Origin of the sequence: Curtobacterium sp. PhB137 (assembly GCF_003814955.1) — a bacterium.
In the GTDB taxonomy this organism is placed as follows: domain Bacteria; phylum Actinomycetota; class Actinomycetes; order Actinomycetales; family Microbacteriaceae; genus Curtobacterium.
In genome coordinates this window covers 377423-401010 of record NZ_RKQO01000008.1, presented here as the reverse complement: position 1 = coordinate 401010, position 23588 = coordinate 377423, and the positions used below count along the sequence as shown (strand labels likewise).

Sequence of the window (23588 nt, the reverse complement as noted above, 5' to 3'; positions counted from 1 at the left end):
CTCGCGAAGGCCAAGGGCAAGGACCTCGAGGACATGGTCGTGGCCGTGCTCGACCGTCCCCGTCACGACGAGTTGATCCGCGCGATCCGTGCGACGGGCGCCGGGACGCGTCTGCTGCTCGACGGTGACGTCGCCGGTGGCATCGCCGCCGCGCTGCCCGGCTCGACGATCGACATGTGCGTCGGTGTCGGCGGCACCCCCGAGGGCATCATCACCGCCTGCGCGATCAAGGCGCTCGGCGGCGTGATCCTCGGCAAGCTGCAGCCGAAGGACGACGAGGAGCGCGAGCGCGCCATCGCCGCCGGCCACGACCTGGACAAGGTCCTCGACCAGGACGACCTGGTCACGGGTGACAACACGTTCTTCGTCGCCACCGGCGTCACCGACGGCGTGCTGGTCGACGGTGTCCGTCGCTCGCGCGGCGTCATCCACACCGACTCGCTCGTCCTGCGGTCCCGCTCGAACACCATCCGTCGCATCCAGGCGGACCACCGTGCGGAGAAGTGGTTCTGATCCCTGCGAGATCCTGATCGGCGCGAGTCATCGCTGAACCGTCGAGACCCGTCCGCACCACGTCGTCGCGTGGCGCGGACGGGTTTTCCCGTGCACGGGACGAGAGCACACGATGATTCGAATCATCGGCATCTGTGACCCCTGATATGGTCACAACCGCACATCTGTGAAGAAGTGTGCGGAGATCGGACCTGGGGAGGAATGATGGGGCGGCCGTCGGGGTGGGATGTCGTCGATCAGGGTGATGATCCGGTCAAGGGGGATCCGTCGACGGTGCGGATGATGTCGCGGGAGTACCAGCGCATCTCCGACGCCGCGGATGACGCCTCGACCCGGCTGAAGTCGGTGAAGGGGTCCGGGTGGCTGACCGACTGGGAGGGTGAAGCCGCCGACGTGTTCATCGACGCGATCGAGGACACCCCGTCGGACCTGACCAAGCTCGTCGACTCGTACGAACTCGCCGCGACGGCGTTGTCGGGGTGGGCGGACACGGTCGATGACACCCAGTACCGGGCCGACGGGGCGCTCGCGGACGCGAAGGACGCCTCCGGGGACCTCGCCGCGGCGCAGGACCGGCTCGCCGACGCGCAGTCGAACCTGTCGCACTACCAATCGGCATCGTCCGACCTGTCGAAGGTCGCGGACGAGTACCCGGCCGGGTCCGACGTGCCCGACGGGGTGGACGTGCCGTCGCCGGCGCAGTTGCGGGCGGCGTCCGACAACGCCTCCGTCGCACAGGGCTCCGTGTCGTCCGCGCAGGGCGACATCGCGGCGGCGCAGTCCCGGATCGACGCAGCGAAGCGGCTCGTGGCGGATGCGAAGGGTGACTGGCAGGACGCGGAGCAGCGGACCGCCACCAAGATCGGTGAAGCGGCCGACGCGGGGCTCGGGAAGCAGTCCACGTGGGACAAGATCTTCGGGTCCGAAGCGTGGGAGACCATCGTCTCCATCGCGAAGGTCGTCGTCGCGGTCGGCGGGATCATCGCGATGATCATCCCGGGGCCGTGGACGTTGATCATCGCGGCGATCGCGCTCGTGGTGTTGGCGGACACGTTGTACAAGATGAGCAAGGGCGAAGCCGACGGGTGGGACCTCGCGTTCTCCCTGCTTGACTGCGTCCCGTTGGCCAGCGGTCTGGGACGAACCGCGGCGATCGCGCGGGTAGCTGGCAAGCTCGCAAGCGCTCCGAAGGTGGTCGCCGCCTCGACGAAGGCTGTCGAGACAGGCACGAAGATCAGGAGAACGCTGCGGGACGTCTCCCCAGAACTAGCCGCGCGTGTGCGCGCCAACCCAGCCGTCCGGAGCAGAGTTCAGCTGCGGAAAGACACCAAGTTGGCGATCATCCGGGACGCAGAGCGGACCCCCGACGGTGACATCCTTTCCGGTACCGGTACCGGTACCGTCATCCCGATCAAACGGACGCCGGAGGGGCACCCTGTGCTGCATCATCCGAAGACGGGTCGTCCGTCTGACACCGGCATGACTGTGCCGGAGGCCGGAGCGGTGCATTACGGGCACCGCCCTGGCCACGAGTGGAGCGAGACCCGCATTCACGCCACGGAGAATGGATGGAGTCGACGGCGCGTCATCGAACACGAGAACGATCCGAAGAAGTTCCGACTCGAGGATCCTGACGAGAACATGTCACATGCGCACGAGGCCGGACGCGGAAGCGCTGGATAGAATCAACCGATGAGCACTGCAACCGACAGTTCTGCTTTCTGGGACGCGATCACGGCCGACGATCCGAGGGCGATCGCGAGGACAGCAGCTGAAGGTTTCGAAGCGTCGGCAGCGTCACGAGTGAACCCGGATGCCATCACGCCGCTCCACTTCGCCGCTCAGAACGGTGCGGTGCAAGCGATGCGAGCGCTCTTGGACCTCGGGGTGGAGGTAGACGCGCGGGATCGATGGGGGTCGACGGCTCTCCAGCTCGCAGTAGCCAACTCGGGTGACGGCGGAATCGATCCGGTGACCCTCTTGCTCGCTGCCGGAGCCGATCCCTGCTCCGTCAACGACCTTGGCGCGACCCCGCTGAGCTACGCTCGAATCTTTGCGGACGCGCCCGCCGGGATCATCACCGCGCTGCACGGAGACCGGGCGGTCGATGACGACGAGGGGGATGGATCAGTCGTGTTTGAGGCCGCTGCGCGCGGGTCACTCGCCGATATTCAAGCGGCAGTTCGAGGCGATCCGGCCGTGCTCAACTCGACGGTAGATGGGGAGACCCCGCTTCGTCTCCTCGTCCGACGTGCTCTTCCTGTGCGACCAAATCGACCAAACCCGCACCCGCTCGCTGTGGGCGACGCGGTGTCGGGTGCAAATGCGATGTTGAGAGCCGGAGCCAAAGCCCGCAAAGTTGGTGCAGACGGCTTCACCGCTCAAGGGTTCGCGCGAGCATTCCTGGCGCCGAAGCCCCTGATCAAGACCCTTGACGCAGCGGCCAAGAAGGAGCGTGCATGACCCTGCCACGTGTTGTGCAAGACGTAGGATGGATTGCCTCATTCCTCGGAGCCGACGTCGGTACTGCGCAGCAGGTAGGCGAGGTCGATGGAATCGACCTTCTGGCGATCTCCGGCCCCAAGGAACCGTTCGTCGTGGTGATGTCCGCGGGACTGGCTGAGCGTCCGATCGCAAGCATGTTTCCCCAAGAACTCCTCGTGACAGTGCAAGCTGACCACTGGGAGGGCGCGCTCATTCTGCTGCAGACAGCATTGGAAGTCGCCCTTGAACGCGGGCGCGGGTTCACCTACGGGGATCTGGTCGGGAACAGCGAACCGCTTCTCATCGGAACGCGCATCTCGGGCTTGATCGCCGATGTGAACCCGTGGCTCCCGGCCGAGTCAGCGACCCGTCGTGATGGCCGTGAAGTGCAGACCACGTTCGTCTCGATGCTCCCGCTGACGGACGAAGAGCTCGAGACGCTCACGCGCACACCAGAGGCTGAGCGCGATTCGGCGCTCGGGAAACTCGATGATCAAGATCTCTTGAACCTCAAGCGGCGATGAACCTCGCGAAGCCGAAGCGGCTGAGGTTCGGATAAGTCGCAAGGCACGAATTGGTCGAAAGCGAATCCAGCTGGGTCTCACGACCTCCCGAAGCTCACCGGAGCACCACAGTGAGAGAACGTCGACTAACAACCGTCGAGGAACGGCAAGTCGAGGCGCGCTTGATCGCACCCGAGGGATTCCAGTACCCCGAGCGCTTCCAACGTGCCCTTGCACAAGACCCGCTTCCCGCCATCGATCCCTTCATGTGGACGTCTGAGTACGAGAGCCAGACAAAGAACTGGGCTGACATCGTTGCGGAGCAGTATCCGACCCGTTCCCTCGTGCCCTTCGCGAAGCACCAGGACACGGACGACGTGTTCTGTTTCGACGGTGGCGACCGTTCGGGCAACCCTCCTGTCCTGATCATCCACACGTTCGCTTCGCCCCGGACGGAGTACCGGGGTCAGTGGACGTCGTTCGACGTCTGGTGGGAGGAAATGGAGGAGCACCGAGCAGTGTGGCTCGCGGAGCAGGAAGAGGACTGAGGCATGCCCCGAAAGGACACGTCGATCAGCAAGGCGATGTCGCACGCGTTGCGGCACGAACCGGGTGCGTACGGGCTGGAGCTCGGCGCCGACGGGAGCGTCCCGCTCGCAGATCTCGCCGGAGCCTTGGCGCGGTCGGGCGTGGACACAACGGTGGAGGACTTGCGCCGCATCGTCGCCGAGTCTGACAAGCAGCGCTTCGCGGTGGAGGGTGACCTGATCCGCGCACAGTACGGCCACTCGACCGACGAGCGCATCGTGAAGCCAATGATCGTGCCGCGACCGGTGCTCTGGCACGCGACTTCTCCCGCGGCGGCTGAGTCGATCCTGCGCGATGGTCTCTCGCCCATGGGGCGCCAGTACGCGCATCTGACGACTGATCGAGAGCTGGCGATGCAAGCGGGTCGACGCAAGTCTCCCGCTCCCGTCCTGCTGCGGGTCGATGCGGGTCGCGCGCACCGGGAAGGCGTCGAGTTCTCGGAAGGCCACGACCGCGTCACGCTGGCGTTGGTCATCCCGCCGCGCTACATCACCGCAGCTGACGAGGCCTGATCCACGGGGTGACGGTCAGTCCTCGTCGACCGCCCCCACCAGCTCCGGCGCCGTGAGCAACCGCGGCTCGTCCTCGATCGACGCCGGGTCCGCGATGACCTTCGACTCGTCGAGCAGCGACAACCGCCGTGCACTCGGCAGCACCTGCCGCTCGAGCGACCCCACGAACCGGTTGTAGTCGACGACGGAGCCCCGGATCGATCGCCCGAGCTTGTCGACGTGTCCCGCCATCGTGGACAGTCGGCCGTAGAGTTCGCGCGAGACCCGGAAGAGCTCGTGCGCCTCTTGCGAGACGACGTCCTGCTGCCACGAGAACGCGACGGTCTTCAGCACGGACCACAGGGTCACGGGTGAGGCGAGGGCGATGCGCTTGCGGAACGCGTGGTCGAGCAGGCCGGGGTCGGCGGCGAGGGCGCTCGAGATGAGCGATTCGGACGGGATGAAGGCGACGGTGAGCTCGGGGGAGGCGTCGTACCCGGTCCAGTACTCGCGCGCGGCAAGGGCGTCGACGTGTGCGCGGAGCGCCTTGACGTGCTGCCCGATGAGCTGGTCGCGGCGAGCACCCTCGGCGCCGGTAGCCGTCACCGGGATCTCGGCGGCCTGCAGGTACGCACTGAACGGCACCTTGGCGTCGACGGCGATGGTCTTGCCGCCGGGCAGGTGCACGACCATGTCGGGGCGGGCGGTGCCGGCCGAGGTGGTGACCGAGGACTGCACGTCGAAGTCGACCCGTTCGAGCAACCCGGCGGCCTCGACCACGTTGCGCAGCTGCGTCTCGCCCCACACCCCGCGGGTGCTGTTCGACGACAGGGCACTGGCCAGGGTGTCGGCGGTGGCGCGCAGGCGTTCCTCGGACTCGGCGGCCGACCGGAGCTGGGCGGACAGGGCGCCGTACTGCTCGCTGCGGGACTGCTCGAGCTCGGCGATCTTCGTGCGCATGACGTCGAGGGTCTGCGCGACGGGGCTGAGGGCGGACAGCACCTTCGACTCGTTCTGGTTCCGGGCCGAGTCCGCGCCGTGCATGCGCTGCACGAGGTGCTCGAGCTCGGCCGAGCGCCGTTCGAGGGAGTCGACCTGTCGGCGGTACTGGGCGTCCTGCGCGTCGAGGCGTTCCTCGGCGTCGCGGCGGACCTCGTCGAGCCGTGTGCGGAGCGCCTCGGCGCTCGCGCGCGACGCGGCGGCGTCGACGCCGGCGCGCGACCGCGCGAGCGACCAGGCGACGACCGCACCGACGGCGATGCCGATCACGAGACCGATGACCAGGGCGAGGATCTGCATGTCGTGACCTTGGCAGGACCCACCGACACCGGGCCTCCCGGCACACCGACGCCGGGCGTCCCGGCACACCGACGCGGCCACGCGCCCGGCGGGACCAGCCCCGAAAACCATGTCATGACATTAGGGCAAACACGGTGTACAGTCGTGAACGTCCGCCGATGAAGCCGCACGGAAGGTCCACCACGTCGCATGACGAACCCCGCTCCCCACGCCTACGACGTGATCACGATGGGACGCGTCAGCGTCGACATCTACCCGCAGCAGACCGGCCCACTCGAAGACGTCACGACGTTCTCGAAGTCCGTCGGCGGCAGCGCGACCAACGTCGCCATCGCCGCAGCGCGCCACGGTGCCGACGCCGCGGTCATCACCCGCACCGGCAACGACCCCTTCGGCCGGTACATCGCCCGCACCCTGCCGGAGTTCGGCGTCGCGAACGCCTTCGTCGAGACGGTCGAGGGGCTGAACACCCCCGTCGCGTTCTGCGAGATCTTCCCGCCGGACGACTTCCCGCTGTACTTCTACCGTGCCCCGAAGGCGCCGGACCTGATGATCACGGCGAAGTCGCTGCCGCTGCACGAGATCGAGCGGGCGAAGATCTTCTGGACCACGGTGACCGGCCTGAGCGAAGAGCCGAGTCGGCAGGCACACCACGTCGCGTACGAAGCGCGCACAGCCGCGCAGAACAGCACGAAGAACCACACCGTCTTGGACCTGGACTACCGCTCGATGTTCTGGTCGAGCCCCGAGGCCGCGACGCGCGAGGTCGCCGTCGCCCTCGAACACGCCACGGTCGCCGTCGGCAACCGCGAGGAGTGCGAGGTCGCCGTCGGTGAGACCGATCCGGTCCGTGCCGCCGACGCCCTGCTCGAGCGCGGCGTCGAGATCGCCATCGTCAAGCAGGGCCCCAAGGGCGTGCTGGCGAAGACCCGCGACGAGTTCGTCGAGTTCCGCCCGCACCACATCGAGGTCGTCAACGGGCTCGGTTCGGGCGACGGCTTCGGCGGCGCGCTGACCCACGGCCTGCTGCAGGGCTGGGGTCTCGAGCGGATCCTCGCCTTCTGCAACGCCGCCGGCGCCATCGTCGCGACCCGGTTCGAGTGCTCGACGGCGATGCCCACGAGCGACGAGATCGAGTCGTTCATCGCCAGCAACCCCGCCGACGGCACCAACCACACGAGCACGAGTGCGACCAACACCGAGGAGAAGACCCATGCCTGAGATCAGCCCCGCTGACTTCCAGCGCCTCCGGGACATCCGCGCCGGACAGCCCGAACTGGTGCGGTCCGTGCTCGACGCTCGGCACAAGCGCTCCCTGCTCGCCGACGACGGCAAGCTCTTCATCGTCGCCGCCGACCACCCGGCACGCGGTGCCCTGGCGGTCCGGAACGACGAGTCCGCCATGGCCGACCGCTACGACCTGCTCGAGCGGCTCGTCACGGCGCTCGGCCGCCCCGGCGTCGACGGGGTGCTCGGGACGCCCGACATCCTCGAGGACCTGGCACTGCTCGGCGCCCTCGACGGCAAGGTCGTCGTCGGGTCGATGAACCGCGGCGGGCTGCGCGGCGCGACGTTCGAGATGGACGACCGCTACACCGCGTACTCGGCGCAGGCCATCAAGGACTCCGGACTCGACTTCGCCAAGCTCCTCGTGCGCATCGCCCTCGAGGACGCGGGCACGGCCCCGACGCTCGAGGCCACGGCCCGCGCCGTCAGCGAGGCCGCCGCACTCCAGCTGCCGATCATGCTCGAGCCGTTCATGTCCGCGTGGCAGGACGGCCGGGTCGTGAACGACCTGACCGCCGACGCCGTCATCACCTCGATGGCGATCGCCGCGGGCCTGGGGGAGTCCAGCGCCTACAGCTGGCTGAAGATCCCGGTCGTCGACGACATGGAGCGGGTGATGGCGGCGACGACGCTGCCGACGCTCCTGCTCGGTGGCGACCCGTCGAGCAAGCCGCTCGAGACGTACGCCAAGTGGGCTGATGCCCTCGCGCTCCCCGGCGTGCGCGGCCTGGTCGTCGGCCGCACCCTGCTCTACCCGCCGGACGGCGACGTCGCCACCGCGGTCGACGTGGCCGCCGGCCTCGTCCACACCGGGAGCGCCGGCACCGCGAACGCCGGCACCACGCACGAACAAGCCACCACACTCGAAGGAAGCAACGCATGACCACCACGGAGACCGCCACCACCACCGTCGGCCACTGGATCGGCGGCAAGCACGTCGAGTCCGCGTCGGGCAACAGCGCCCCCGTGTACGACCCGGCCCTGGGCGTCGCGACGAAGCAGGTCGCCCTGGCGAACGAGGACGAGATCCAGGCCGCCATCGCGAGCGCCAAGGCGGCGTTCCCGGCATGGAGCAACCTGTCGCTCACCAAGCGCCAGCAGATCCTGTTCTCGTTCCGCGAGATCCTGAACCGCGACAAGGGCGAGCTCGCCGAGATCATCACGAGCGAGCACGGCAAGGTCATCGACGACGCCCTGGGTGAGATCGCCCGTGGGCAGGAGGTCGTGGAGCTCGCGACGAACATCCCGAGCCTGCTCAAGGGCGAGTTCTCCGACCAGGTCTCGACCGGCATCGACGTGTACTCGATCCGGCAGCCGCTCGGCGTCGTGGGCATCATCAGCCCCTTCAACTTCCCGGCGATGGTGCCGCTGTGGTTCCTGCCGATCGCGATCGCCGCGGGCAACACCGTCGTGCTGAAGCCGTCCGAGAAGGACCCGAGCGCCGCCATCTGGCTCGCCGAGAAGTTCTCCGAGGCCGGTCTCCCCGACGGTGTCTTCAACGTCCTCAACGGCGACAAGCTGAGCGTCGACGGCCTGCTCACGAGCCCCGACGTCGAGTCGATCTCGTTCGTCGGTTCGACGCCGATCGCGCAGTACGTCTACGAGACCGGCACGAAGCACGGCAAGCGCGTGCAGGCCCTGGGCGGCGCGAAGAACCACATGCTGGTGCTGCCGGACGCCGACCTCGACCTGGTCGCGGACAACGCCATCAACGCGGGCTTCGGCTCCGCCGGTGAGCGCTGCATGGCGATCTCGGTCGTCGTCGCCGTCGAGCCGGTGGCCGACGAGCTCATCCAGAAGATCAAGGACCGCGCGGCCACCCTGCGCATCGGCGACGGTCGTCGCGGATGCGACATGGGCCCGCTCGTCACGAAGCAGCACCGTGACAAGGTCGCCTCGTACATCGAGGTCGCAGAGCAGGACGGTGCGGTGGTTGTGGTGGACGGCCGCACCGTCCGACCCGACGGCGACGAGAACGGCTTCTGGCTGGGCCCGACGCTGATCGACCAGGTCCCCACCACGAGCCGCGTCTACACCGAGGAGATCTTCGGCCCGGTGCTGAGCGTCGTCCGCGTCGCCACGTACGAAGAGGGCCTCGAGCTCATCAACTCGGGTGCGTACGGCAACGGGACCGCCATCTTCACCAACGACGGCGGCGCTGCCCGTCGCTTCCAGCGCGACGTGCAGGTCGGCATGATCGGCATCAACGTCCCGATCCCCGTGCCGGTCGCGTACTTCTCGTTCGGCGGCTGGAAGAACTCGCTGTTCGGTGACCACAAGGCGTACGGTGCCGACGGCGTGAGCTTCTTCACCCGCCAGAAGGCGATCACGAGCCGCTGGCTCGACCCGTCGCACGGCGGCATCAACCTCGGCTTCCCGTCGAACAACTGAGCCGCAGCATGGCGAACGAACAGCACGAGCACGACCAGTGGTTCATCCCGAAGGGGAGCCGGCCGGAGGCCGGCTGGACCGACGTCGTCGACGGCCGCATCGCAGGATGGGCGCACACCGGGCTCCGGACCGGCACCCTGACGGACGGTGACCCGACCGGTACGCGCGAGTTGCGCCTCCCGGCCGACGCCGTGGAGCGCATCGTCGTGCCGCTCGCCGGGTCGTTCCACGTGACCTACGCGGGCGCCGCCGGTGACGGCGAGCAGGCCCTGCAGGGGCGCGCGAACGTCTTCGAGGGCCCCACCGACGTCCTGTACCTCGGGTCCGGCACCGCGGCGACGATCACCGGCGCGGGCCGGTTCGCGGTCGCCGAGGCGCCCACCGACACCGTCAAGGCGACCACGTACGTGGCCCGGCAGGACGTGCCGGTGGAGCTCCGCGGTGCCGGGCAGTCCAGCCGCCAGGTGCACAACTTCGGCACCCCAGCGGCCCTCGACGCGGACAAGTTCATCGTGTGCGAGGTGATCACGCCGGCCGGCAACTGGTCGTCGTACCCGCCGCACAAGCACGACACGAACGTGCCGGGCGAGGAGTCGAACCTCGAGGAGATCTACTACTACGAGTCCGCGGTCGCACGCGGCCTCTCCGCTCCGGCCACCGCCGACCCGTTCGCACTGCACCGCACGTACGCTTCGGACGACCGTCCGATCGACGAGTTCCGCGAAGTGCGCACCGGCGACGTCGCGCTGGTGCCGCACGGCTGGCACGGTCCCGCCGTCGCCGCCCCCGGCTACGACATGTACTACCTCAACGTGATGGCCGGGCCCGACCCGGAGCGCGTCTGGAACATCACCGACGACCCGGCCCACGGCTGGGTCCGCCAGGCCTGGGCGAGCGAGCAGCTCGACCCGCGCCTGCCCTACGAAAGGAAGCACGCGTGACCACCAACACGCGCCGGATGACCGTCGGCCAGGCACTCGTCGAGTTCCTGGCCAACCAGTGGACCGTCGACGGCGACGTCCGCGAACGCACCATCCCGGGGATCTTCGGCATCTTCGGGCACGGCAACGTCGCCGGCGTCGGACAGGCCATCAAGCAGCTCCACGTCGAACAGCCCGGCCTGCTGCCGTACCACCAGGCCCGAAACGAGCAGGCGATGGTGCACGAGGCCGTCGGCTTCGCCCGCATGCACCGCCGCCGTGCGACCTTCGCCGCGACGGCGTCGGTCGGCCCGGGCGCCGCGAACATGCTCACCGCCGCTGCGCTCGCGACGACGAACCGCCTGCCCGCTCTGCTGCTGCCGTCGGACACGTTCGCGACACGGACCACCGACCCGGTGCTCCAGCAGATCGAGCTGCCGCACGACACCTCGATCCAGGTGACGGACGCGTTCCGTCCGCTGTCGCGCTACTTCGACCGCGTCGAGCGCCCCGAACAGCTGTTCTCGATCGCCCTCGCCGCGATGCGCGTGCTCACCGACCCGGCCGAGACCGGTGCCGTGACGATCGCCCTGCCCGAGGACGTGCAGGCCGAGGAGTTCGACGTCCCCGTCGCGTTCCTGCAGCCGCGCGAGTGGCACATCCGTCGGCCGCTGCCCGAGCACGGGCCGCTGGCGCGTGCGGTCGCCGCGATCCGGGGCGCGCAGCGTCCGGTGATCGTCGCGGGCGGTGGCGTGCTGTACTCCGGCGCGGAGCACGAGCTCGCCGCCTTCGTCGAGGCCACCGGCATCCCGGTCGGTACCTCGCAGGCCGGCGGCGGCTCGCTCGTCTGGGACCACCCGCAGTACCTCGGTGGCATCGGCGCGACCGGCACGGCCGCCGCGAACGCGGTCGCCGCGCAGGCGGACGTCGTGATCGGGATCGGCACGCGGTACAGCGACTTCACGACCGCGTCGCGGACCGCGTTCCAGAACCCGGACGTCACGTTCGTGAACGTCAACGTGGCCGCGTTCGACGCGTACAAGCACGGTTCGCAGCTGCCGCTGATCGCGGATGCCCGGGAGGCCCTGGTCGCGTTGACCGCGGCGCTCGCGTCGTCCGGGTCGTCACCCGCAGAGCCCGCGTTCGTCGTCGACGCCGCCTACGCTGCGGAGATCGCGTCGCTGAAGGCGGCGTGGGACGCAGCCGTCGACGGCGCGTTCGCGCCGTCCGGCGCCGCCCTGCCCGGTCAGCCGGAGATCATCGGCGCCGTGCAGTCGGTGTCCGACCCGCGCGACGTCGTCATCCAGGCGGCCGGCTCGCTGCCCGGCGACCTGCACAAGCTCTGGCGCGTGCAGGACGCCCTCGGCTACCACGTCGAGTACGCGTTCTCGTGCATGGGCTACGAGATCGCCGGCGGCATCGGCGTCCGTCGTGGCGCCCCGGACCGCGACGCGATCGTCATGGTCGGCGACGGCAGCTACCTCATGCTGCACACCGAGCTCGTCACCGCCGTGGCCGAGGGCATCAAGATCATCGTCGTGCTCATCCAGAACCACGGGTACGCGTCGATCGGGCACTTGTCCGAGACCGTCGGGTCCGAGCGCTACGGCACGAAGTACCGCTACCTGGACGAGACGCAGTCGTTCGACAACGGCGACCCGCTGCCGGTCGACCTCGCGGCGAACGCGCGGTCGTACGGCGTCGACGTGATCGAGGTCCAGCCCGGCCCGGACAGCATCGAGGACCTCAAGGCCGCGGTGCGCCAGGCGAAGGCGAACGACCACACCACCCTCGTGCACATCAACTCGGACCCGCTGGTCTACGCCCCCGAGGGCGACGGCTGGTGGGACGTGCCGGTGGCGCAGACCTCGACGCTGTCGAGCACGCAGACCGCCCGCGCCGAGTACGAGCAGCAGATCGCCGCACAGCGCCCGCTGCTCGGCTGAGCACCACCGTCCACCTCACGCACCACACCCAGAAAGCAGACGACGACGTCATGACCGACACCGCCACCGCCACCGACGCCATCCGGATCGGCACCGCTCCCGACTCGTGGGGCGTCTGGTTCCCCGACGACCCCAACCAGGTGCCGTGGAAGCGCTTCCTCGACGAAGCGGCCGCAGCCGGGTACGAGTGGATCGAGCTCGGACCGTACGGCTACCTGCCGACCGACCCGTCGCAGCTGTCGGACGAGCTCGAGTCGCGCGGGCTGAAGCTGTCCGCCGGAACGGTGTTCACCGGGTTCCACAAGGGCGAGGACCAGTTCCAGCGGGCCTGGGACCAGGCCGTGGCGGTCGCGGGTCTGGCAGCGAAGCTCGGCGCCCAGCACCTCGTGACGATCCCGGACCTGTGGCGCTCGGACGCAACCGAGGAGGTCCTCGAGTCGCGCACCCTGACCGACGAGCAGTGGGACCGCCTCGGCAAGGGCCACGACCAGCTCGGCAAGGCGCTGCTCGAGGAGTACGGCGTCCACCAGCAGTTCCACACCCACGCGGACAGCCACGTCGGCACCTACAAGGAGACCGTGCGGTTCCTGTCGGAGACTGATCCGGCGTACACGAACCTCTGCCTCGACACCGGGCACTTCGCGTACTACGGCGGCGACAACCTCAAGCTCATCGCCGCGCACCCGGAGCGCATCGGCTACCTGCACCTCAAGCAGGTCGACACCGACCTGCTCTTCGACGTGCTGAAGAACGACGTGCCGTTCGCCACCGCCGTGTCGCAGGGCATCATGACCGAGCCGCCGCACGGTACCCCGGAGCTCGGCCCGATCATCGAGGCCGTCGCGAAGATCAACCCGGACGTCTTCGGCATCGTCGAGCAGGACATGTACGGCTGCTCGGTCGACGCCCCCGGCCCGATCGCCGAGCGCACCTTCCAGCACATCTTCGGTTCCACGTCCGCCGCCCGCGTGTCCTGACCGGCCCCAGCAGCCGTCCACGCAGCGTCATCTACCCCAGGAGCACCGCCATGAGCACCACTGACAACCTCCGCGTCGCCGTCGTCGGCGCGGGCGCCATGGGCAGCGACCACATCCGTCGCATCACCTCGACCATCGCCGGCGCCGACGTCGTCGCGATCGTCGACCCGGACACCGGCCGTGCGACCGCCGCTGCCGCGAAGGCGCCCGGCGCGATCACCGCGGCATCGTTCGAGGAGGCGCTCGACGCCACCCCGATCGACGCCGTCATCGTCGCGACGCCCGGCTTCCTGCACGAGCCGGTCCTGGTGCCGGCGATCGAGCGCGGTCTCGCCGTCCTGTGCGAGAAGCCGCTGACGACCTCGGCCGAGGACTCGTTGCGGATCGTCGAGCTCGAGCAGGCCACGTCCGACCGTCCGAAGATCCAGGTCGGCTTCATGCGCCGCTTCGACAAGGGCTACCAGGAGCTGCGCGCGCTGCGGGAGTCCGGGGCCAACGGCGCCCTGCTCGCGCTGCACCACGCGCACCGCAACCCGACCACGCCGCCGAACTTCAGCGAGTCGATGCTCATCCACGACTCGGTGATCCACGAGATCGACATCATCCCGTTCATCACGGGCGAGGCGATCACGAGCGTCGAGGTCAAGAAGCCCCGCAAGAACTCGCTCGCCCCGGCCGACCTGCCCGAGCCGCAGTTCGTGCTGTTCACCACCGAGTCCGGCACCATGGCGATCGTCGAGATCAACGTGAACGCCCAGTTCGGCTACCAGGTCACGACCGACGCGGTGTTCGAGTCCGGTGTCGCGTACATCGGTCGCGAGACCTCGCTCAACCTCGTGTCGCAGGGCGTCTCCGGCCAGGGCGTCACCCCGTCATTCGTCGAGCGTTTCGGTGCCGCGTACGACGAAGAGGTGCAGCGCTGGGTCGACGCCGCGCGCACCGGTGGCATCGACGGCCCGAGCGCCTGGGACGGGTACACCGCCTCGGTCGTCGCCGAGGTCGCCGTGCGTGCGCAGCAGTCCGGTGCGCTCGAGCCGATCACGTACGCCACCGCGAAGCCGGCGTTCTACGAGACGGCCTGATCGATGCCGAAGATCGCGCTCGACCCCACGCCGTACCACCACGACCTGTCCCTGCTGGAGTTCCCGCAGAAGGTCGCCGACCTCGGCTACGAGTACCTGCAGCTCACCCCGCACAAGGACTTCATCCCGTTCTACCGGCACCCCACGGCCGACGACGACCTCGTCGACGCGTTCGCTGCGGCGTGCACGACGGCCGGGGTCCAGGTCGCGTCGGTCCTGCCCGTCCTGCGCTGGGCCGGCCCGGACAAGGAGGCCCGCGAGGCCGCCGTCAAGAAGTGGAAGCGGGTCATCGAGATCACGAAGCGCCTGGGCGTGGACACGATCAACACGGAGTTCTCCGGCCGCCCCGAACGCGCTGAGGAGTCCGAGGACCAGTTCCACTGGGCGATGGAGGAGCTCCTGCCGATCATCGAGGACTCCGGCATCCGGGTCCTCATCGACCCGCACCCCGACGACTTCGTCGAGGACGGGCTCGAGGCGCTCCGGGTGATCCGCGGGCTGAACTCGAAGAGCATCGGCTTCGTCTACGTCGCCTGCCACACGTTCCACTACGGCGGCAACATGGACGAGATCATCGACGCCGCGGGCGACTCGCTGCAGCTCGTGCACGTCGCCGACGCGTACGACCACCACCGGTCGCACGGCCTGCGCTACATCACCAACCCGCCCGGCAACCCGGTCCGCGTGCACCAGCACCTGCCGGTCGGCCAGGCGGACGTCGACTTCGACGCCTTCTGGGCCGCCCTCGACCGGGTCGGCTTCACGGCGCGCGAGGACACCGTCGCGGTGTCGAGCGTCTTCGCCGAGGACGAGAACGCCGACGAGGTCTCGCGCTTCCAGCTCGACACGATCAAGAAGGGACTCACACGATGACCGACACCCTCTCGTCACCGGCGACCACCGACGCCGACGTCCGACCCGTCACGCTGCAGGCCGCGTCGCAGACCGTGACCGCCCTGTGGAACGACTCCGCCGACCCGCGCGAACTGTCCACCGCGATCCACGAGTACGGCGCCGTCGGGGCGACCTGCAACCCGGTGATCGCGTACACCTGCATCAAGCAGGACCCGGAGACCTGGGTGCCACGCATCCGCGAGATCGCCGCGGAGCACCCGACCGCGGGGGAGTCCTGGATCGGTTGGAAGGCCGTCGAGGAGCTCTCCATCGCGGCGGCCGAGCAGCTGCTGCCCGCGTTCGAGGCGTCCGGCGGCCGCAACGGTCGCCTGTCGATGCAGACCGACCCGCGGTTCCACCGCGACGCCGACGCCCTGGTCGAGCAGGCCGTGCGGTTCTCGCAGCTCGCCCCGAACATCATCGTGAAGATCCCCGCCACCAAGGTCGGCATCGCCGCGATCGAGGAGGCCGCCTACCGCGGGGTCTCGATCAACGCGACGGTGTCGTTCACGGTGCCGCAGGTCGTCGCCGTCGGTGAAGCCATCGAGCGTGCGCTCGACCGTCGTGCCGCCGACGGGCTGCCCGACCAGGAGTTCGGCCACGTCGTCACGCTGATGGCCGGCCGGTTCGACGACTGGCTGAAGACCGTCGTCAAGCGGGACCACGTCATGGTCGACCCCGGCATCCTCGAGTGGGCCGGCGTCGCCGCGGTGAAGAACGCCTACCGGGTGTTCCAGGAGCGTGGCTTCCGGTCGCGCGTGCTCGTCGCCGCCTTCCGCAACGCCCTGCAGTGGTCGGAGTTCCAGGGCGGGGACCTCGTCGTCTCGCCGCCGTTCCAGTGGACGAAGGACATCAACGCGAACGCGTTCCCGTTCCGTCCGGACGCCATCCACGACGAGGTGCCGGCCGACGTCATCGCGGCTCTGCGCGCGGCGACGCCCGAGTTCGCGCGCGGGTACGACGTCGACGGCATGACGATCGACGAGTTCGACCGGTTCGGTGCCACGGTGACGACGCTGCGCCAGTTCCTCGACGCCGACGCGCAGCTCGACGCCCTGGTGCGGGACATCATCTTCCCGCCGAACTGAGCCGAGCCACTTCGTGAGCAGAAGACGTCGGGTCGCCCCAGGTGACCCGACGTCTTCTGCTCACGGTCTTTGTACTGACAAACCACGAGCGATCCCGTACGATGGTTGGCGCGCTCCAATCGGCGCCCACGAACGAAGGAGTTCCCATGGACAGCATCGGTGTCGGCCTCATCTCAGTCGGCTGGATGGGGCGGCTGCACTCCCGCGCCTACCGCGCCCTGCCGGACCACTTCCCGGAGCTCGGCGTGCAGCCCCGGCTCGTCGTCGCCGCGGACCCGATCGAGGCCGCACGTGACCAGGCCGTCACCCGCCTGGGCTACGAGCGGGCGGTCGCCGACTACCACGAGGTCCTCGCCGACCCAGCCGTCGACGTCGTGTCGATCTGCTCGCCGAACTTCCTGCACCGCGAGATGGCGGTCGCCGCTGCCGAGGCCGGCAAGCCGTTCTGGATCGAGAAGCCGATGGGCCGCTACGCCAGCGACTCGCGGCAGATCCACGAGGCCGTCCAGCGCGCGGGCGTCATCACGAGCGTCGGGTTCAACTACCGGCACGCCCCCGCGATCGAGCGGGCGCGCGAACTCGTCCGCAGCGGCCGCCTCGGTCGGATCACGAACGTGCGCGGGTCGCTGCTCGCCGACTACTCGTCCGACCCTGCGGCGCCGCTGACCTGGCGCTTCGAGCGTGAGCGTGCCGGCTCGGGTGTGCTCGGCGACCTGCTGTCGCACGGCCTCGACCTGGCGCAGTACGTCGTCGGTCGGATCGCCAGTGTGAGCGCGCTCGCCGAGACCTTCATCCAGGAGCGCCCGAAGCCAGCCGCCGGCATCGTCGACCGGAGCGCCGCTGCCACCGGCGATCTCGGCCGCGTCGAGAACGAGGACTACGCCGCCCTGCTCTTCCGCTTCGAGGACGGCGCCGTCGGCACCATGGACTCGAGCCGCGTCATGCGGGGGCCGCACGCCGAGTACACGCTCGAGATCTACGGCACCAGGGGTTCGGTGCGGTGGGACTTCCAGCGTCTCAACGAGCTCGAGGTGTACCTCGACGGGCAAGAGGTGGACGGCTACGCCACGCACTACGTCGCCTCGGGTGACGGTGAGTTCGCGCGCTTCCAGCCCGGCGCCGGCACGGCCATGGGCTACGACGACCTGAAGACGATCGAGGCCGCCCAGTTCATCGCGAGCGTCCGTCGCGGGGAGCAGCTCGCCCCGTCGGTCGCCGACGGGCTGGCGGCTGCGTCCATCGTCGAGGCGGCGGAGGCGTCCCTTGCCGACGGCGCGTGGCACGACGTCGCGCGCGTCGACGGACCGCTCACCTACGCGGCGGCGACCCCCGTGCTCTAGACGGTCGCGGACGACGGACGGGAGGCGCGGTGCCAGCTGGCACTGCGCCTCCAGTCCGTCTGTTGCTGCGTCTCGATCCATGTTAGTTTGTCAGGACAAAGTCCCGAACTGCAGGAGGCACCATGCCGCTCGTCCGTATCGACCTCGCCACCGGCCGCACGCCGCAGGCGGTGCGCGCCATCGCCGACGCGATCCACCAGGCGATCGTCGACGTGTACGCGATCCCCGTGCGCGACCGGTTCCAGGTGATCACCGAGCACCCGGCGCAGCAGATCATCGCCGAGGACGCCGGCCTGGGGTTCGAGCGCACCGAGGGTGTCATCATGATCCAGGTCTTCACGCAGCGCGGGCGCACCGACGAGGCGAAGACGACGCTGTACGCGGCCATCCACGACGCCCTGGCGGCGATCGGTGTCGCGTCCGAGGACGTCTTCATCGGCTACGTCGAGAACGGCCCGCAGGACTGGTCGTTCGGCTTCGGCCGCGCCCAGTACGTGACCGGCGAGCTCGGCGTGCCCGCGCCGGCCTGAGGTGACGCAGGCGCGGGAGTGGGGTGGTCACGACACCCCGCTCAGTTCCGCCGAGTGGTCACGAAGTGTCGGCTGCCGGGCGTCCGGGCGACAGTTCGTGGCCACTCGGCGCATCGCCGACAGCGTGTCGTGCCCCCTTGACGAACTGCCTACTTGTCGACGAGGGTGACCTCGAACGAGTAGCGGTCGGGGCGGTAGCAGTGCACGCCGTACTCGACCGCGCGGCCCGAGGCGTCGTACGCGGTGCGGCTCATGGTGAGCACAGGGTCGCCGTCCTCGATCTCGAGCAGACCGGCCTCTTCGTCGGTGACCGCGCGGGCACCGATCCGCTGCTTCGCCACCCGCATCGTCACGCCGCGACCGCGGAGCAGCTGGTAGAGCCCGTGGTCCTGCAGGTCCTGGTCGGTGATCTCGAGGAACTCCGGCGGCAGGTAGTTCTCGAGGATCGCCATCGGGACGTCCTCGGCGAACCGCACGCGGCGGATGTGCGCGACGATCGTGCCGGGCTCGATGCTCAGGGCTGCGGCGACCTCGTCCGAGGCAGGGACGTCGTTGCGCTCGAGGAGTTTCGTCGCCGGTGCCTGTGACCCCTGGGCCAGGTCGTCGTACAGGCTCGTGAGCTCGACCTTGCGGGTCACCGGGCCGTGCACGACCTGTGTGCCGATGCCGCGGCGGCGGACGAGCAGACCCTTGTCGACGAGGTCCTGGATCGCCCGGCGGATCGTCGGGCGGGACAGCCCGAGGCGTTCGCCGAGCGCGATCTCGTTCTCGAGACGGGCGCCGGGAGGCATCACACCGGAGCGGATCGACTCCTCGATGCGCGAGGCCACCTGGAAGTAGAGGGGCATGGGACCCGACCGGTCCAGGTCCATGAACAGGTCGGACGGCAGCTGGCCTTCGTTGGTCATCGCGGTCCTTCGGGGAATTGCGGGTTCGGCATCGATGCCGAGGGATTGTTGTGACAATACCACCGGGTGCCCTGCTCCCCGGTCTGCCACTCCCGTCAGTGCTCGACCGCAGCCTTCAGCTTGGCGAGGCCCTTCTCGAAGTCGCCGCCGAGGAACTTGTCCATGTTGACGAACACCCCCATCACGCGCGACATCAGGTTCTGCGGGCTCGTCATCGACCAGACGACCCGCGTGCCGTCGGTCGCTTCGTGCAACCGGAACGCGACCGCGCTCGACGACTTGAACGGTGCGGTGAACTGCAGGGCGACGTCCACCTCGGCGGCATCGACCCGTGTGATCGCCATGGACCCGGCGCCGGCCTTGCGGTTGCCCTTCCAGGCGTACGTCGAGCCGACCGTCCCCGGTTCACCGCTGTACGTCCGCTGCAGCGCGGGATCCTGCCCCTCCCACGGCGACCACTCGACCCAGCGGTGCAGGTCTGCCAGGTACGGGGTGATGTCCGCGGCGCGAGCCGTGATGACGGTCTCGCGTTCGATCGTGGTGGGCGCAGCCATGCGCTGAGCGTAGTGCTGCTGTCGAGGCCGCGACAGGGACCTTCGGCTCGGCCGGCTCGGCCGGCTCGGCCGGCTCAGTCAGCTCAGTCGGCGAAGACCATCGGGCGGTTCGACAGCCGTGGCTGCGGCGTCGAGGCCTTGGGCTTCTCGGCACGGGCCCGGACCGGGGCGATCGTCACGCGGGTCGCTGCCCCCAGGGCCTCGACCGTGTCGGTGCCGTGGTGGCCGGCGGCGTGGATGACGATCGCGGCGCACGCCTCGGCATCGGCGGCGGCATCGTGGTGCTGGAAGCCCTCGAACCCGGCGGCCATCGCGGCGACCGGCAGACGGTAGGAGTCGAGCGTGTAGGTCTTGCGGGCCACCGCGAGCGAGCACATCGAGTGGTGCTCGGCGAGGTCGATGCCGGTTGCCGAGCACCCACCGGCGATGACGCCCATGTCGAACCGGGCGTTGTGCGCGACCAGGACGTCACCCTCGGCGAAAGCCACGAGGTCGGGGTACTGCTGCTCCCACGTCTTCGCGCGCACGACGTCCTCGGCGACGATCCCGTGGATCCGGGTGTTCCACTCGAGGAACGCATCGTGTCCGAACGGTGGGCGGATGAACCACGACGCCCGGTCGACGACCCGGCCCGCGCGGACCTTGACCAGTCCGACGGAGCACGCACTGGCGGGCGAGCTGTTCGCGGTCTCGAAGTCGATCGCGGTGAAGTTCAACGGCACGGTTCCGATCGTCGCACGGGGCGCCGACATCGCCGGAAGCCGCCTCGGCGTTGCGGCCGGACGCTCAGCGGCGGCGTGCCGACCGGGAACCGCTGCGCCGACGTCGCGCCGTTGCGCGCCAGGTCGCCGTCCGACGGGCTCGTTCGCGCTTCCAGTACGGCGCGAGCAGGGTCCCCACCATCTCGAACGCCACCGCGACGCCGTCCAGTCGCCAGCGCAGCGGCAGGCTCTCGACGTGTTCGGTGAGTCCGGCGGTCAGGTCGCCGGTGATGACCGGGAAGCCGGAGTCCCGGGGGAGGGGGATCCCGCGGAAGCGGTCCTCCTCGGTGTAGTCGATCGTGTCGTCCTCGGGGTCGTAGACGACCAGGACGTCGGCCTCGAGCTCGGCCATCGCGTCGTGCAGCTGCTCGAGCTCAGCGCGGGAGGCCTGCTCGAGGGCGGCGAGGGTCTCCGGTGCGAAGCGCTGGCGCAGCCCCGGCGCTCCCATGCCCACCGAGTGCACACCGCGCTCGTCGCGTTCGAACCACATCGACGTCCTCCTGTTCCGTCGCCCGGTCCGGACGACGGGGACCACGCTGCCACGACCGGCTCGCGCTGGTTCTGACGGACGGACTGGAGGCCCGGGTCGGCTCCGGCGGGCCGCCGCCGGTAGGCTCTTCTTCCGTGGCTCTCACCATCGGAATCGTCGGTCTCCCGAACGTCGGCAAGTCGACCCTGTTCAACGCCCTGACCAAGAACCAGGTCCTCGCCGCGAACTACCCGTTCGCGACGATCGAGCCGAACGTCGGGGTGGTGAACCTGCCCGACTCGCGGCTCGACCAGCTCGCCGAGCTCTTCCACTCGGAGAAGACCGTGCCCGCGCCGGTGTCGTTCGTCGACATCGCCGGCATCGTCAAGGGTGCGAGCGAGGGTGAAGGGCTCGGCAACAAGTTCCTCGCCAACATCCGCGAGGCCGACGCCATCGCGCAGGTCGTCCGCGGCTTCACCGACGACGACGTCGTGCACGTGGCAAACAAGGTGTCCCCGAAGGACGACCTCGAGGTCATCAACACCGAGCTGATCCTCGCCGACATGGAGACGATCGACAAGGCTCTGCCGCGGTACGAGAAGACCGTGAAGCTGAAGCAGGCCGAGCCGATCGTGCTCGAGACCGCTCGCGAGGCCCGTGCCGCGCTCGAGCAGGGCACCCTGCTTTCGGCCACCAAGATCGACCTCGCACCGATCGCCGAGCTCGGACTGCTGTCGGCCAAGCCCTTCATCTTCGTGTTCAACGTCGACGAGGCGATCCTGACCGACGACGCCCGCAAGGCCGAGCTGGCCGCGCTCGTCGCCCCGGCCCAGGCCGTGTTCCTCGACGCCCAGGTCGAGTCAGAGCTCATCGACCTCGACCCGGCCGACGCTGCCGAACTGCTCGAGTCGACCGGCCAGACCGAATCCGGACTCGACCAGCTCGCACGGATCGGCTTCGACACACTCGGGCTGCAGACCTACCTGACGGCCGGTCCGAAGGAAGCCCGAGCGTGGACGATCGGCAAGGGGTGGAAGGCACCCCAGGCTGCCGGCGTCATCCACACCGACTTCGAGAAGGGCTTCATCAAGGCCGAGGTCATCTCGTTCGACGACCTGGTCGAGACCGGCTCCATCGCCGAGGCCCGCGCTGCCGGCAAGGCCCGCATCGAGGGCAAGGAGTACGTCATGCAGGACGGCGACGTGGTGGAGTTCCGCTTCAACAACTGACCTCGCCATGGGTGCGCCAGGATGAGCGCATGACGAACCCACAGGCAGGTTGGTACGACGACGGTTCCGGCGCGATGCGGTGGTGGGACGGCTCGGCGTGGACGGAGCAGGTGCAGCCGAAGGCACCGGGCGCGCCCGGTATCGGCGGAGTGATCGACCGTATCCAAGCGGAGGCCGCGGCAGGCGGACAGCCTCGGCCGGCGCAGAACGGCATGAGCTACGTCGTCCTGCAGGTGGTCCTGCGGGAGAAGTTCTTCGGGACGGGATCCGGCAACCTCACCGAGCTGGAGAAGGCGATCAACGCACAGGCGGCGCTCGGCTACCGGCTGCACACGATCACGACGGCTTCGTCGGGCAGTACGGGGTTCGGTGGCGGAGACCGACTGCAGGCCACCATGGTGTTCGAGCGGATCAACTGAGTCGATCCACGCCCGGAGCAATGAGCTCGGCTCAGTCGACTAGCGCGATGATGACCGCTGGGACGCGGTGCTCGATCGCCTCCCAGATGATCTCCTTCCGCGCCTGCCGGTAGTCGTGCGAGAGGATGTTTCGCGTCTTCCTGACAGCGGCGAGCGACAGGTCGGACGGAAGTCGGGCTTCCCTGTCGGCGGGAAGACGTCCAAGCAGGTCGTCGAAGTGGATGATGACGGCCTCAGCCGCTCGATACGTCAGGCTCCGAGTTGCGTCGAACTCGACGCGGCCGTGTTCGACGATCTGCGAACATTCGGCGAGCAAGTCGAGGAAGCTCGCCTGCAGCGACGGCCAGCGGTCTGCTGAGTCGGCTGAATCGCGATCAACGCGTTGCCGTGGGGTGAACCGGGGCGATGGGGTCACAGCGGCACTGCTTCGTCGAGCACGTGCGCGAAGTGCTCGTCGTCCTCGAGGTCGTCGGTGAGGACGTCGACGTCGAAGCCCGTGATGGTCTCGACCTCGTGGGCGAAGCCGCCGAGGTCGAACAGTGATGCGGCTGGGGTCAGGTGTACGAGCAGGTCGATGTCGCTGTGCTCGGTGTCCTGCCCGCGGAGCGTGGAACCGAAGACGCGAACGTTCTCGAGGTGGAACCGCTTCGCCTCGTCGAGGATCGCGTCGGCGTAGACGGCAAGAGGGATGCTCGGGCGCGTGTGCGCAGCAGTGAGGATCCGCTGGAGCGACTCGAGCCGCGGCTGCTTGCGTCCGCTCTCGTACGCGGAGATGGTCGGCTGCTGCATCCCGGCGGCGGCGGCGAGGCTGGTCTGTGAGAGGCCCAGGTCCTCGCGGGCAGCGCGGATGAGTTCTGCTGCACGTTCGACTCGCATGGGCACCTCCATCTATAGCTCTCGACTATAGATGTGTCG

26 protein-coding genes are annotated in these 23588 nt (G+C 69.0%); 19 read left to right on the top strand and 7 right to left on the bottom strand.

Annotation, left to right across the window (positions count from 1 at the left end; translation table 11 throughout):
* The 6 genes from EDF28_RS16295 to EDF28_RS16270 all read left to right on the top strand — a co-directional run.
* The coding region (locus EDF28_RS16295) for a fructose-bisphosphatase class II (RefSeq protein WP_123939003.1) at window positions 1–513 on the top strand (513 nt) is incomplete at its 5' end.
* A gap of 201 nt (window positions 514–714) precedes the next feature.
* Window positions 715–2196 (top strand): GH-E family nuclease, encoded by a 1482-nt coding sequence (locus EDF28_RS16290; protein ID WP_123939002.1) that lies wholly within the window; start codon window positions 715–717, stop codon window positions 2194–2196.
* 9 nt (window positions 2197–2205) lie between these two features.
* Window positions 2206–2976: an ankyrin repeat domain-containing protein gene (locus EDF28_RS16285; protein WP_123939001.1), complete on the top strand. Its 771-nt coding sequence runs from the start codon at window positions 2206–2208 to the stop codon at window positions 2974–2976.
* Window positions 2973–3521, top strand: coding sequence for a suppressor of fused domain protein (locus EDF28_RS16280; protein WP_123939000.1), 549 nt, complete (start codon window positions 2973–2975; stop codon window positions 3519–3521). The genes EDF28_RS16285 and EDF28_RS16280 overlap by 4 nt, the downstream gene beginning before the upstream one ends.
* 161 nt (window positions 3522–3682) lie before the next feature.
* Window positions 3683–4048: an SMI1/KNR4 family protein gene (locus EDF28_RS16275; protein WP_123938999.1), complete on the top strand. Its 366-nt coding sequence runs from the start codon at window positions 3683–3685 to the stop codon at window positions 4046–4048.
* 3 nt (window positions 4049–4051) lie between these two features.
* A complete protein-coding gene (locus EDF28_RS16270) occupies window positions 4052–4600 on the top strand; it encodes an RNA 2'-phosphotransferase (protein WP_123938998.1) in 549 nt (182 codons plus the stop codon).
* A gap of 15 nt (window positions 4601–4615) precedes the next feature.
* Here EDF28_RS16270 and EDF28_RS16265 read toward each other — a convergent pair whose 3' ends face one another.
* Window positions 4616–5878 carry a DNA recombination protein RmuC gene (locus EDF28_RS16265; protein ID WP_123938997.1) on the bottom strand — a complete coding sequence of 421 codons (1263 nt, stop codon included), beginning with the start codon at window positions 5876–5878 and terminating at the stop codon, window positions 4616–4618.
* Window positions 5879–6067: 189 nt separating this feature from the next.
* Here EDF28_RS16265 and iolC point away from each other — a divergent pair, with 189 nt between their 5' ends.
* The 11 genes from iolC to EDF28_RS16210 all read left to right on the top strand — a co-directional run bounded on the left by iolC (window position 6068) and on the right by EDF28_RS16210 (window position 18333).
* Complete coding sequence (gene iolC, locus EDF28_RS16260; RefSeq protein WP_123938996.1) at window positions 6068–7099, top strand: 5-dehydro-2-deoxygluconokinase; 1032 nt, start codon at window positions 6068–6070, stop codon at window positions 7097–7099.
* Window positions 7092–8048 carry a class I fructose-bisphosphate aldolase gene (locus EDF28_RS16255; RefSeq protein ID WP_200849152.1) on the top strand — a complete coding sequence of 319 codons (957 nt, stop codon included), beginning with the start codon at window positions 7092–7094 and terminating at the stop codon, window positions 8046–8048. Before iolC ends, EDF28_RS16255 begins: the two co-directional genes overlap by 8 nt.
* Window positions 8045–9556, top strand: a complete 1512-nt coding sequence (locus tag EDF28_RS16250) for a CoA-acylating methylmalonate-semialdehyde dehydrogenase (RefSeq protein WP_173169470.1) — start codon at window positions 8045–8047, stop codon at window positions 9554–9556. The genes EDF28_RS16255 and EDF28_RS16250 overlap by 4 nt, the downstream gene beginning before the upstream one ends.
* A gap of 8 nt (window positions 9557–9564) precedes the next feature.
* The gene (gene iolB / locus EDF28_RS16245; protein ID WP_123938995.1) at window positions 9565–10497 is read left to right on the top strand and encodes a 5-deoxy-glucuronate isomerase; all 933 of its coding nucleotides are present in this window, start codon (window positions 9565–9567) and stop codon (window positions 10495–10497) included.
* Window positions 10498–10514: 17 nt separating this feature from the next.
* Entirely contained in the window at window positions 10515–12422 is a 1908-nt protein-coding gene (iolD, locus tag EDF28_RS16240) for a 3D-(3,5/4)-trihydroxycyclohexane-1,2-dione acylhydrolase (decyclizing) (RefSeq protein ID WP_123939028.1), read from the top strand.
* A 50-nt stretch (window positions 12423–12472) separates the two neighbouring features.
* Complete coding sequence (locus tag EDF28_RS16235; RefSeq protein ID WP_123938994.1) at window positions 12473–13399, top strand: sugar phosphate isomerase/epimerase; 927 nt, start codon at window positions 12473–12475, stop codon at window positions 13397–13399.
* Window positions 13400–13449: 50 nt separating this feature from the next.
* Window positions 13450–14481 (top strand): Gfo/Idh/MocA family protein, encoded by a 1032-nt coding sequence (locus tag EDF28_RS16230; RefSeq protein ID WP_123294146.1) that lies wholly within the window; start codon window positions 13450–13452, stop codon window positions 14479–14481.
* A 3-nt stretch (window positions 14482–14484) separates the two neighbouring features.
* Window positions 14485–15354: a sugar phosphate isomerase/epimerase gene (locus EDF28_RS16225; RefSeq protein ID WP_123938993.1), complete on the top strand. Its 870-nt coding sequence runs from the start codon at window positions 14485–14487 to the stop codon at window positions 15352–15354.
* Window positions 15351–16463, top strand: coding sequence for a transaldolase family protein (locus tag EDF28_RS16220; RefSeq protein WP_123340670.1), 1113 nt, complete (start codon window positions 15351–15353; stop codon window positions 16461–16463). Before EDF28_RS16225 ends, EDF28_RS16220 begins: the two co-directional genes overlap by 4 nt.
* Before the next feature lie 146 nt (window positions 16464–16609).
* Entirely contained in the window at window positions 16610–17803 is a 1194-nt protein-coding gene (locus tag EDF28_RS16215) for a Gfo/Idh/MocA family protein (RefSeq protein ID WP_123938992.1), read from the top strand.
* A gap of 122 nt (window positions 17804–17925) precedes the next feature.
* Window positions 17926–18333 (top strand): tautomerase family protein, encoded by a 408-nt coding sequence (locus tag EDF28_RS16210; protein WP_123938991.1) that lies wholly within the window; start codon window positions 17926–17928, stop codon window positions 18331–18333.
* Between the two features lie 149 nt (window positions 18334–18482).
* Here the strand turns inward: EDF28_RS16210 and EDF28_RS16205 are convergent, their stop codons facing one another.
* From EDF28_RS16205 to EDF28_RS16190, 4 genes are all read right to left on the bottom strand, one after another.
* Window positions 18483–19241 (bottom strand): GntR family transcriptional regulator, encoded by a 759-nt coding sequence (locus EDF28_RS16205; RefSeq protein ID WP_123294141.1) that lies wholly within the window; start codon window positions 19239–19241, stop codon window positions 18483–18485.
* 95 nt (window positions 19242–19336) lie between these two features.
* Entirely contained in the window at window positions 19337–19795 is a 459-nt protein-coding gene (locus EDF28_RS16200) for an SRPBCC family protein (protein WP_123938990.1), read from the bottom strand.
* Window positions 19796–19878: 83 nt separating this feature from the next.
* Complete coding sequence (locus EDF28_RS16195) at window positions 19879–20517, bottom strand: exonuclease domain-containing protein (protein WP_123294211.1); 639 nt, start codon at window positions 20515–20517, stop codon at window positions 19879–19881.
* 64 nt (window positions 20518–20581) lie between these two features.
* Window positions 20582–21046 carry a hypothetical protein gene (locus EDF28_RS16190; RefSeq protein WP_123938989.1) on the bottom strand — a complete coding sequence of 155 codons (465 nt, stop codon included), beginning with the start codon at window positions 21044–21046 and terminating at the stop codon, window positions 20582–20584.
* A gap of 134 nt (window positions 21047–21180) precedes the next feature.
* Here EDF28_RS16190 and ychF point away from each other — a divergent pair, with 134 nt between their 5' ends.
* Entirely contained in the window at window positions 21181–22254 is a 1074-nt protein-coding gene (ychF, locus tag EDF28_RS16185) for a redox-regulated ATPase YchF (protein WP_123938988.1), read from the top strand.
* A 29-nt stretch (window positions 22255–22283) separates the two neighbouring features.
* Window positions 22284–22673, top strand: coding sequence for a DUF2510 domain-containing protein (locus EDF28_RS16180; protein WP_123938987.1), 390 nt, complete (start codon window positions 22284–22286; stop codon window positions 22671–22673).
* Window positions 22674–22704: 31 nt separating this feature from the next.
* On the opposite strand, the gene EDF28_RS16175 is transcribed toward EDF28_RS16180, so the two are convergent.
* Together EDF28_RS16175 and EDF28_RS16170 are read right to left on the bottom strand one after the other, a co-directional pair.
* Window positions 22705–23088 carry a HepT-like ribonuclease domain-containing protein gene (locus tag EDF28_RS16175; protein WP_123938986.1) on the bottom strand — a complete coding sequence of 128 codons (384 nt, stop codon included), beginning with the start codon at window positions 23086–23088 and terminating at the stop codon, window positions 22705–22707.
* Window positions 23085–23549 (bottom strand): XRE family transcriptional regulator, encoded by a 465-nt coding sequence (locus EDF28_RS16170; RefSeq protein WP_123938985.1) that lies wholly within the window; start codon window positions 23547–23549, stop codon window positions 23085–23087. The genes EDF28_RS16175 and EDF28_RS16170 overlap by 4 nt, the downstream gene beginning before the upstream one ends.
* Window positions 23550–23588: the final 39 nt, after the last annotated feature.

Excerpts from the sequence above, each read along its gene's own strand:
- EDF28_RS16180 (WP_123938987.1), top strand. The coding sequence starts at position 22,284 with ATGACGAACCCACAGGCAGGTTGGTACGACGACGGTTCCGGCGCGATG.
- EDF28_RS16285 (WP_123939001.1), top strand. The coding sequence starts at position 2,206 with ATGAGCACTGCAACCGACAGTTCTGCTTTCTGGGACGCGATCACGGCC.
- EDF28_RS16235 (WP_123938994.1), top strand. The coding sequence starts at position 12,473 with ATGACCGACACCGCCACCGCCACCGACGCCATCCGGATCGGCACCGCT.
- EDF28_RS16290 (WP_123939002.1), top strand. The coding sequence starts at position 715 with ATGATGGGGCGGCCGTCGGGGTGGGATGTCGTCGATCAGGGTGATGAT.
- EDF28_RS16225 (WP_123938993.1), top strand. The coding sequence starts at position 14,485 with ATGCCGAAGATCGCGCTCGACCCCACGCCGTACCACCACGACCTGTCC.
- iolC (WP_123938996.1), top strand. The coding sequence starts at position 6,068 with ATGACGAACCCCGCTCCCCACGCCTACGACGTGATCACGATGGGACGC.
- EDF28_RS16230 (WP_123294146.1), top strand. The coding sequence starts at position 13,450 with ATGAGCACCACTGACAACCTCCGCGTCGCCGTCGTCGGCGCGGGCGCC.
- EDF28_RS16170 (WP_123938985.1), bottom strand. The coding sequence starts at position 23,549 with ATGCGAGTCGAACGTGCAGCAGAACTCATCCGCGCTGCCCGCGAGGAC.
- EDF28_RS16255 (WP_200849152.1), top strand. The coding sequence starts at position 7,092 with ATGCCTGAGATCAGCCCCGCTGACTTCCAGCGCCTCCGGGACATCCGC.
- EDF28_RS16265 (WP_123938997.1), bottom strand. The coding sequence starts at position 5,878 with ATGCAGATCCTCGCCCTGGTCATCGGTCTCGTGATCGGCATCGCCGTC.
- EDF28_RS16220 (WP_123340670.1), top strand. The coding sequence starts at position 15,351 with ATGACCGACACCCTCTCGTCACCGGCGACCACCGACGCCGACGTCCGA.
- EDF28_RS16280 (WP_123939000.1), top strand. The coding sequence starts at position 2,973 with ATGACCCTGCCACGTGTTGTGCAAGACGTAGGATGGATTGCCTCATTC.
- EDF28_RS16200 (WP_123938990.1), bottom strand. The coding sequence starts at position 19,795 with ATGGCTGCGCCCACCACGATCGAACGCGAGACCGTCATCACGGCTCGC.
- EDF28_RS16190 (WP_123938989.1), bottom strand. The coding sequence starts at position 21,046 with ATGTGGTTCGAACGCGACGAGCGCGGTGTGCACTCGGTGGGCATGGGA.
- EDF28_RS16250 (WP_173169470.1), top strand. The coding sequence starts at position 8,045 with ATGACCACCACGGAGACCGCCACCACCACCGTCGGCCACTGGATCGGC.
- iolB (WP_123938995.1), top strand. The coding sequence starts at position 9,565 with ATGGCGAACGAACAGCACGAGCACGACCAGTGGTTCATCCCGAAGGGG.
- EDF28_RS16205 (WP_123294141.1), bottom strand. The coding sequence starts at position 19,241 with ATGACCAACGAAGGCCAGCTGCCGTCCGACCTGTTCATGGACCTGGAC.
- EDF28_RS16210 (WP_123938991.1), top strand. The coding sequence starts at position 17,926 with ATGCCGCTCGTCCGTATCGACCTCGCCACCGGCCGCACGCCGCAGGCG.
- EDF28_RS16270 (WP_123938998.1), top strand. The coding sequence starts at position 4,052 with ATGCCCCGAAAGGACACGTCGATCAGCAAGGCGATGTCGCACGCGTTG.
- iolD (WP_123939028.1), top strand. The coding sequence starts at position 10,515 with ATGACCGTCGGCCAGGCACTCGTCGAGTTCCTGGCCAACCAGTGGACC.
- EDF28_RS16215 (WP_123938992.1), top strand. The coding sequence starts at position 16,610 with ATGGACAGCATCGGTGTCGGCCTCATCTCAGTCGGCTGGATGGGGCGG.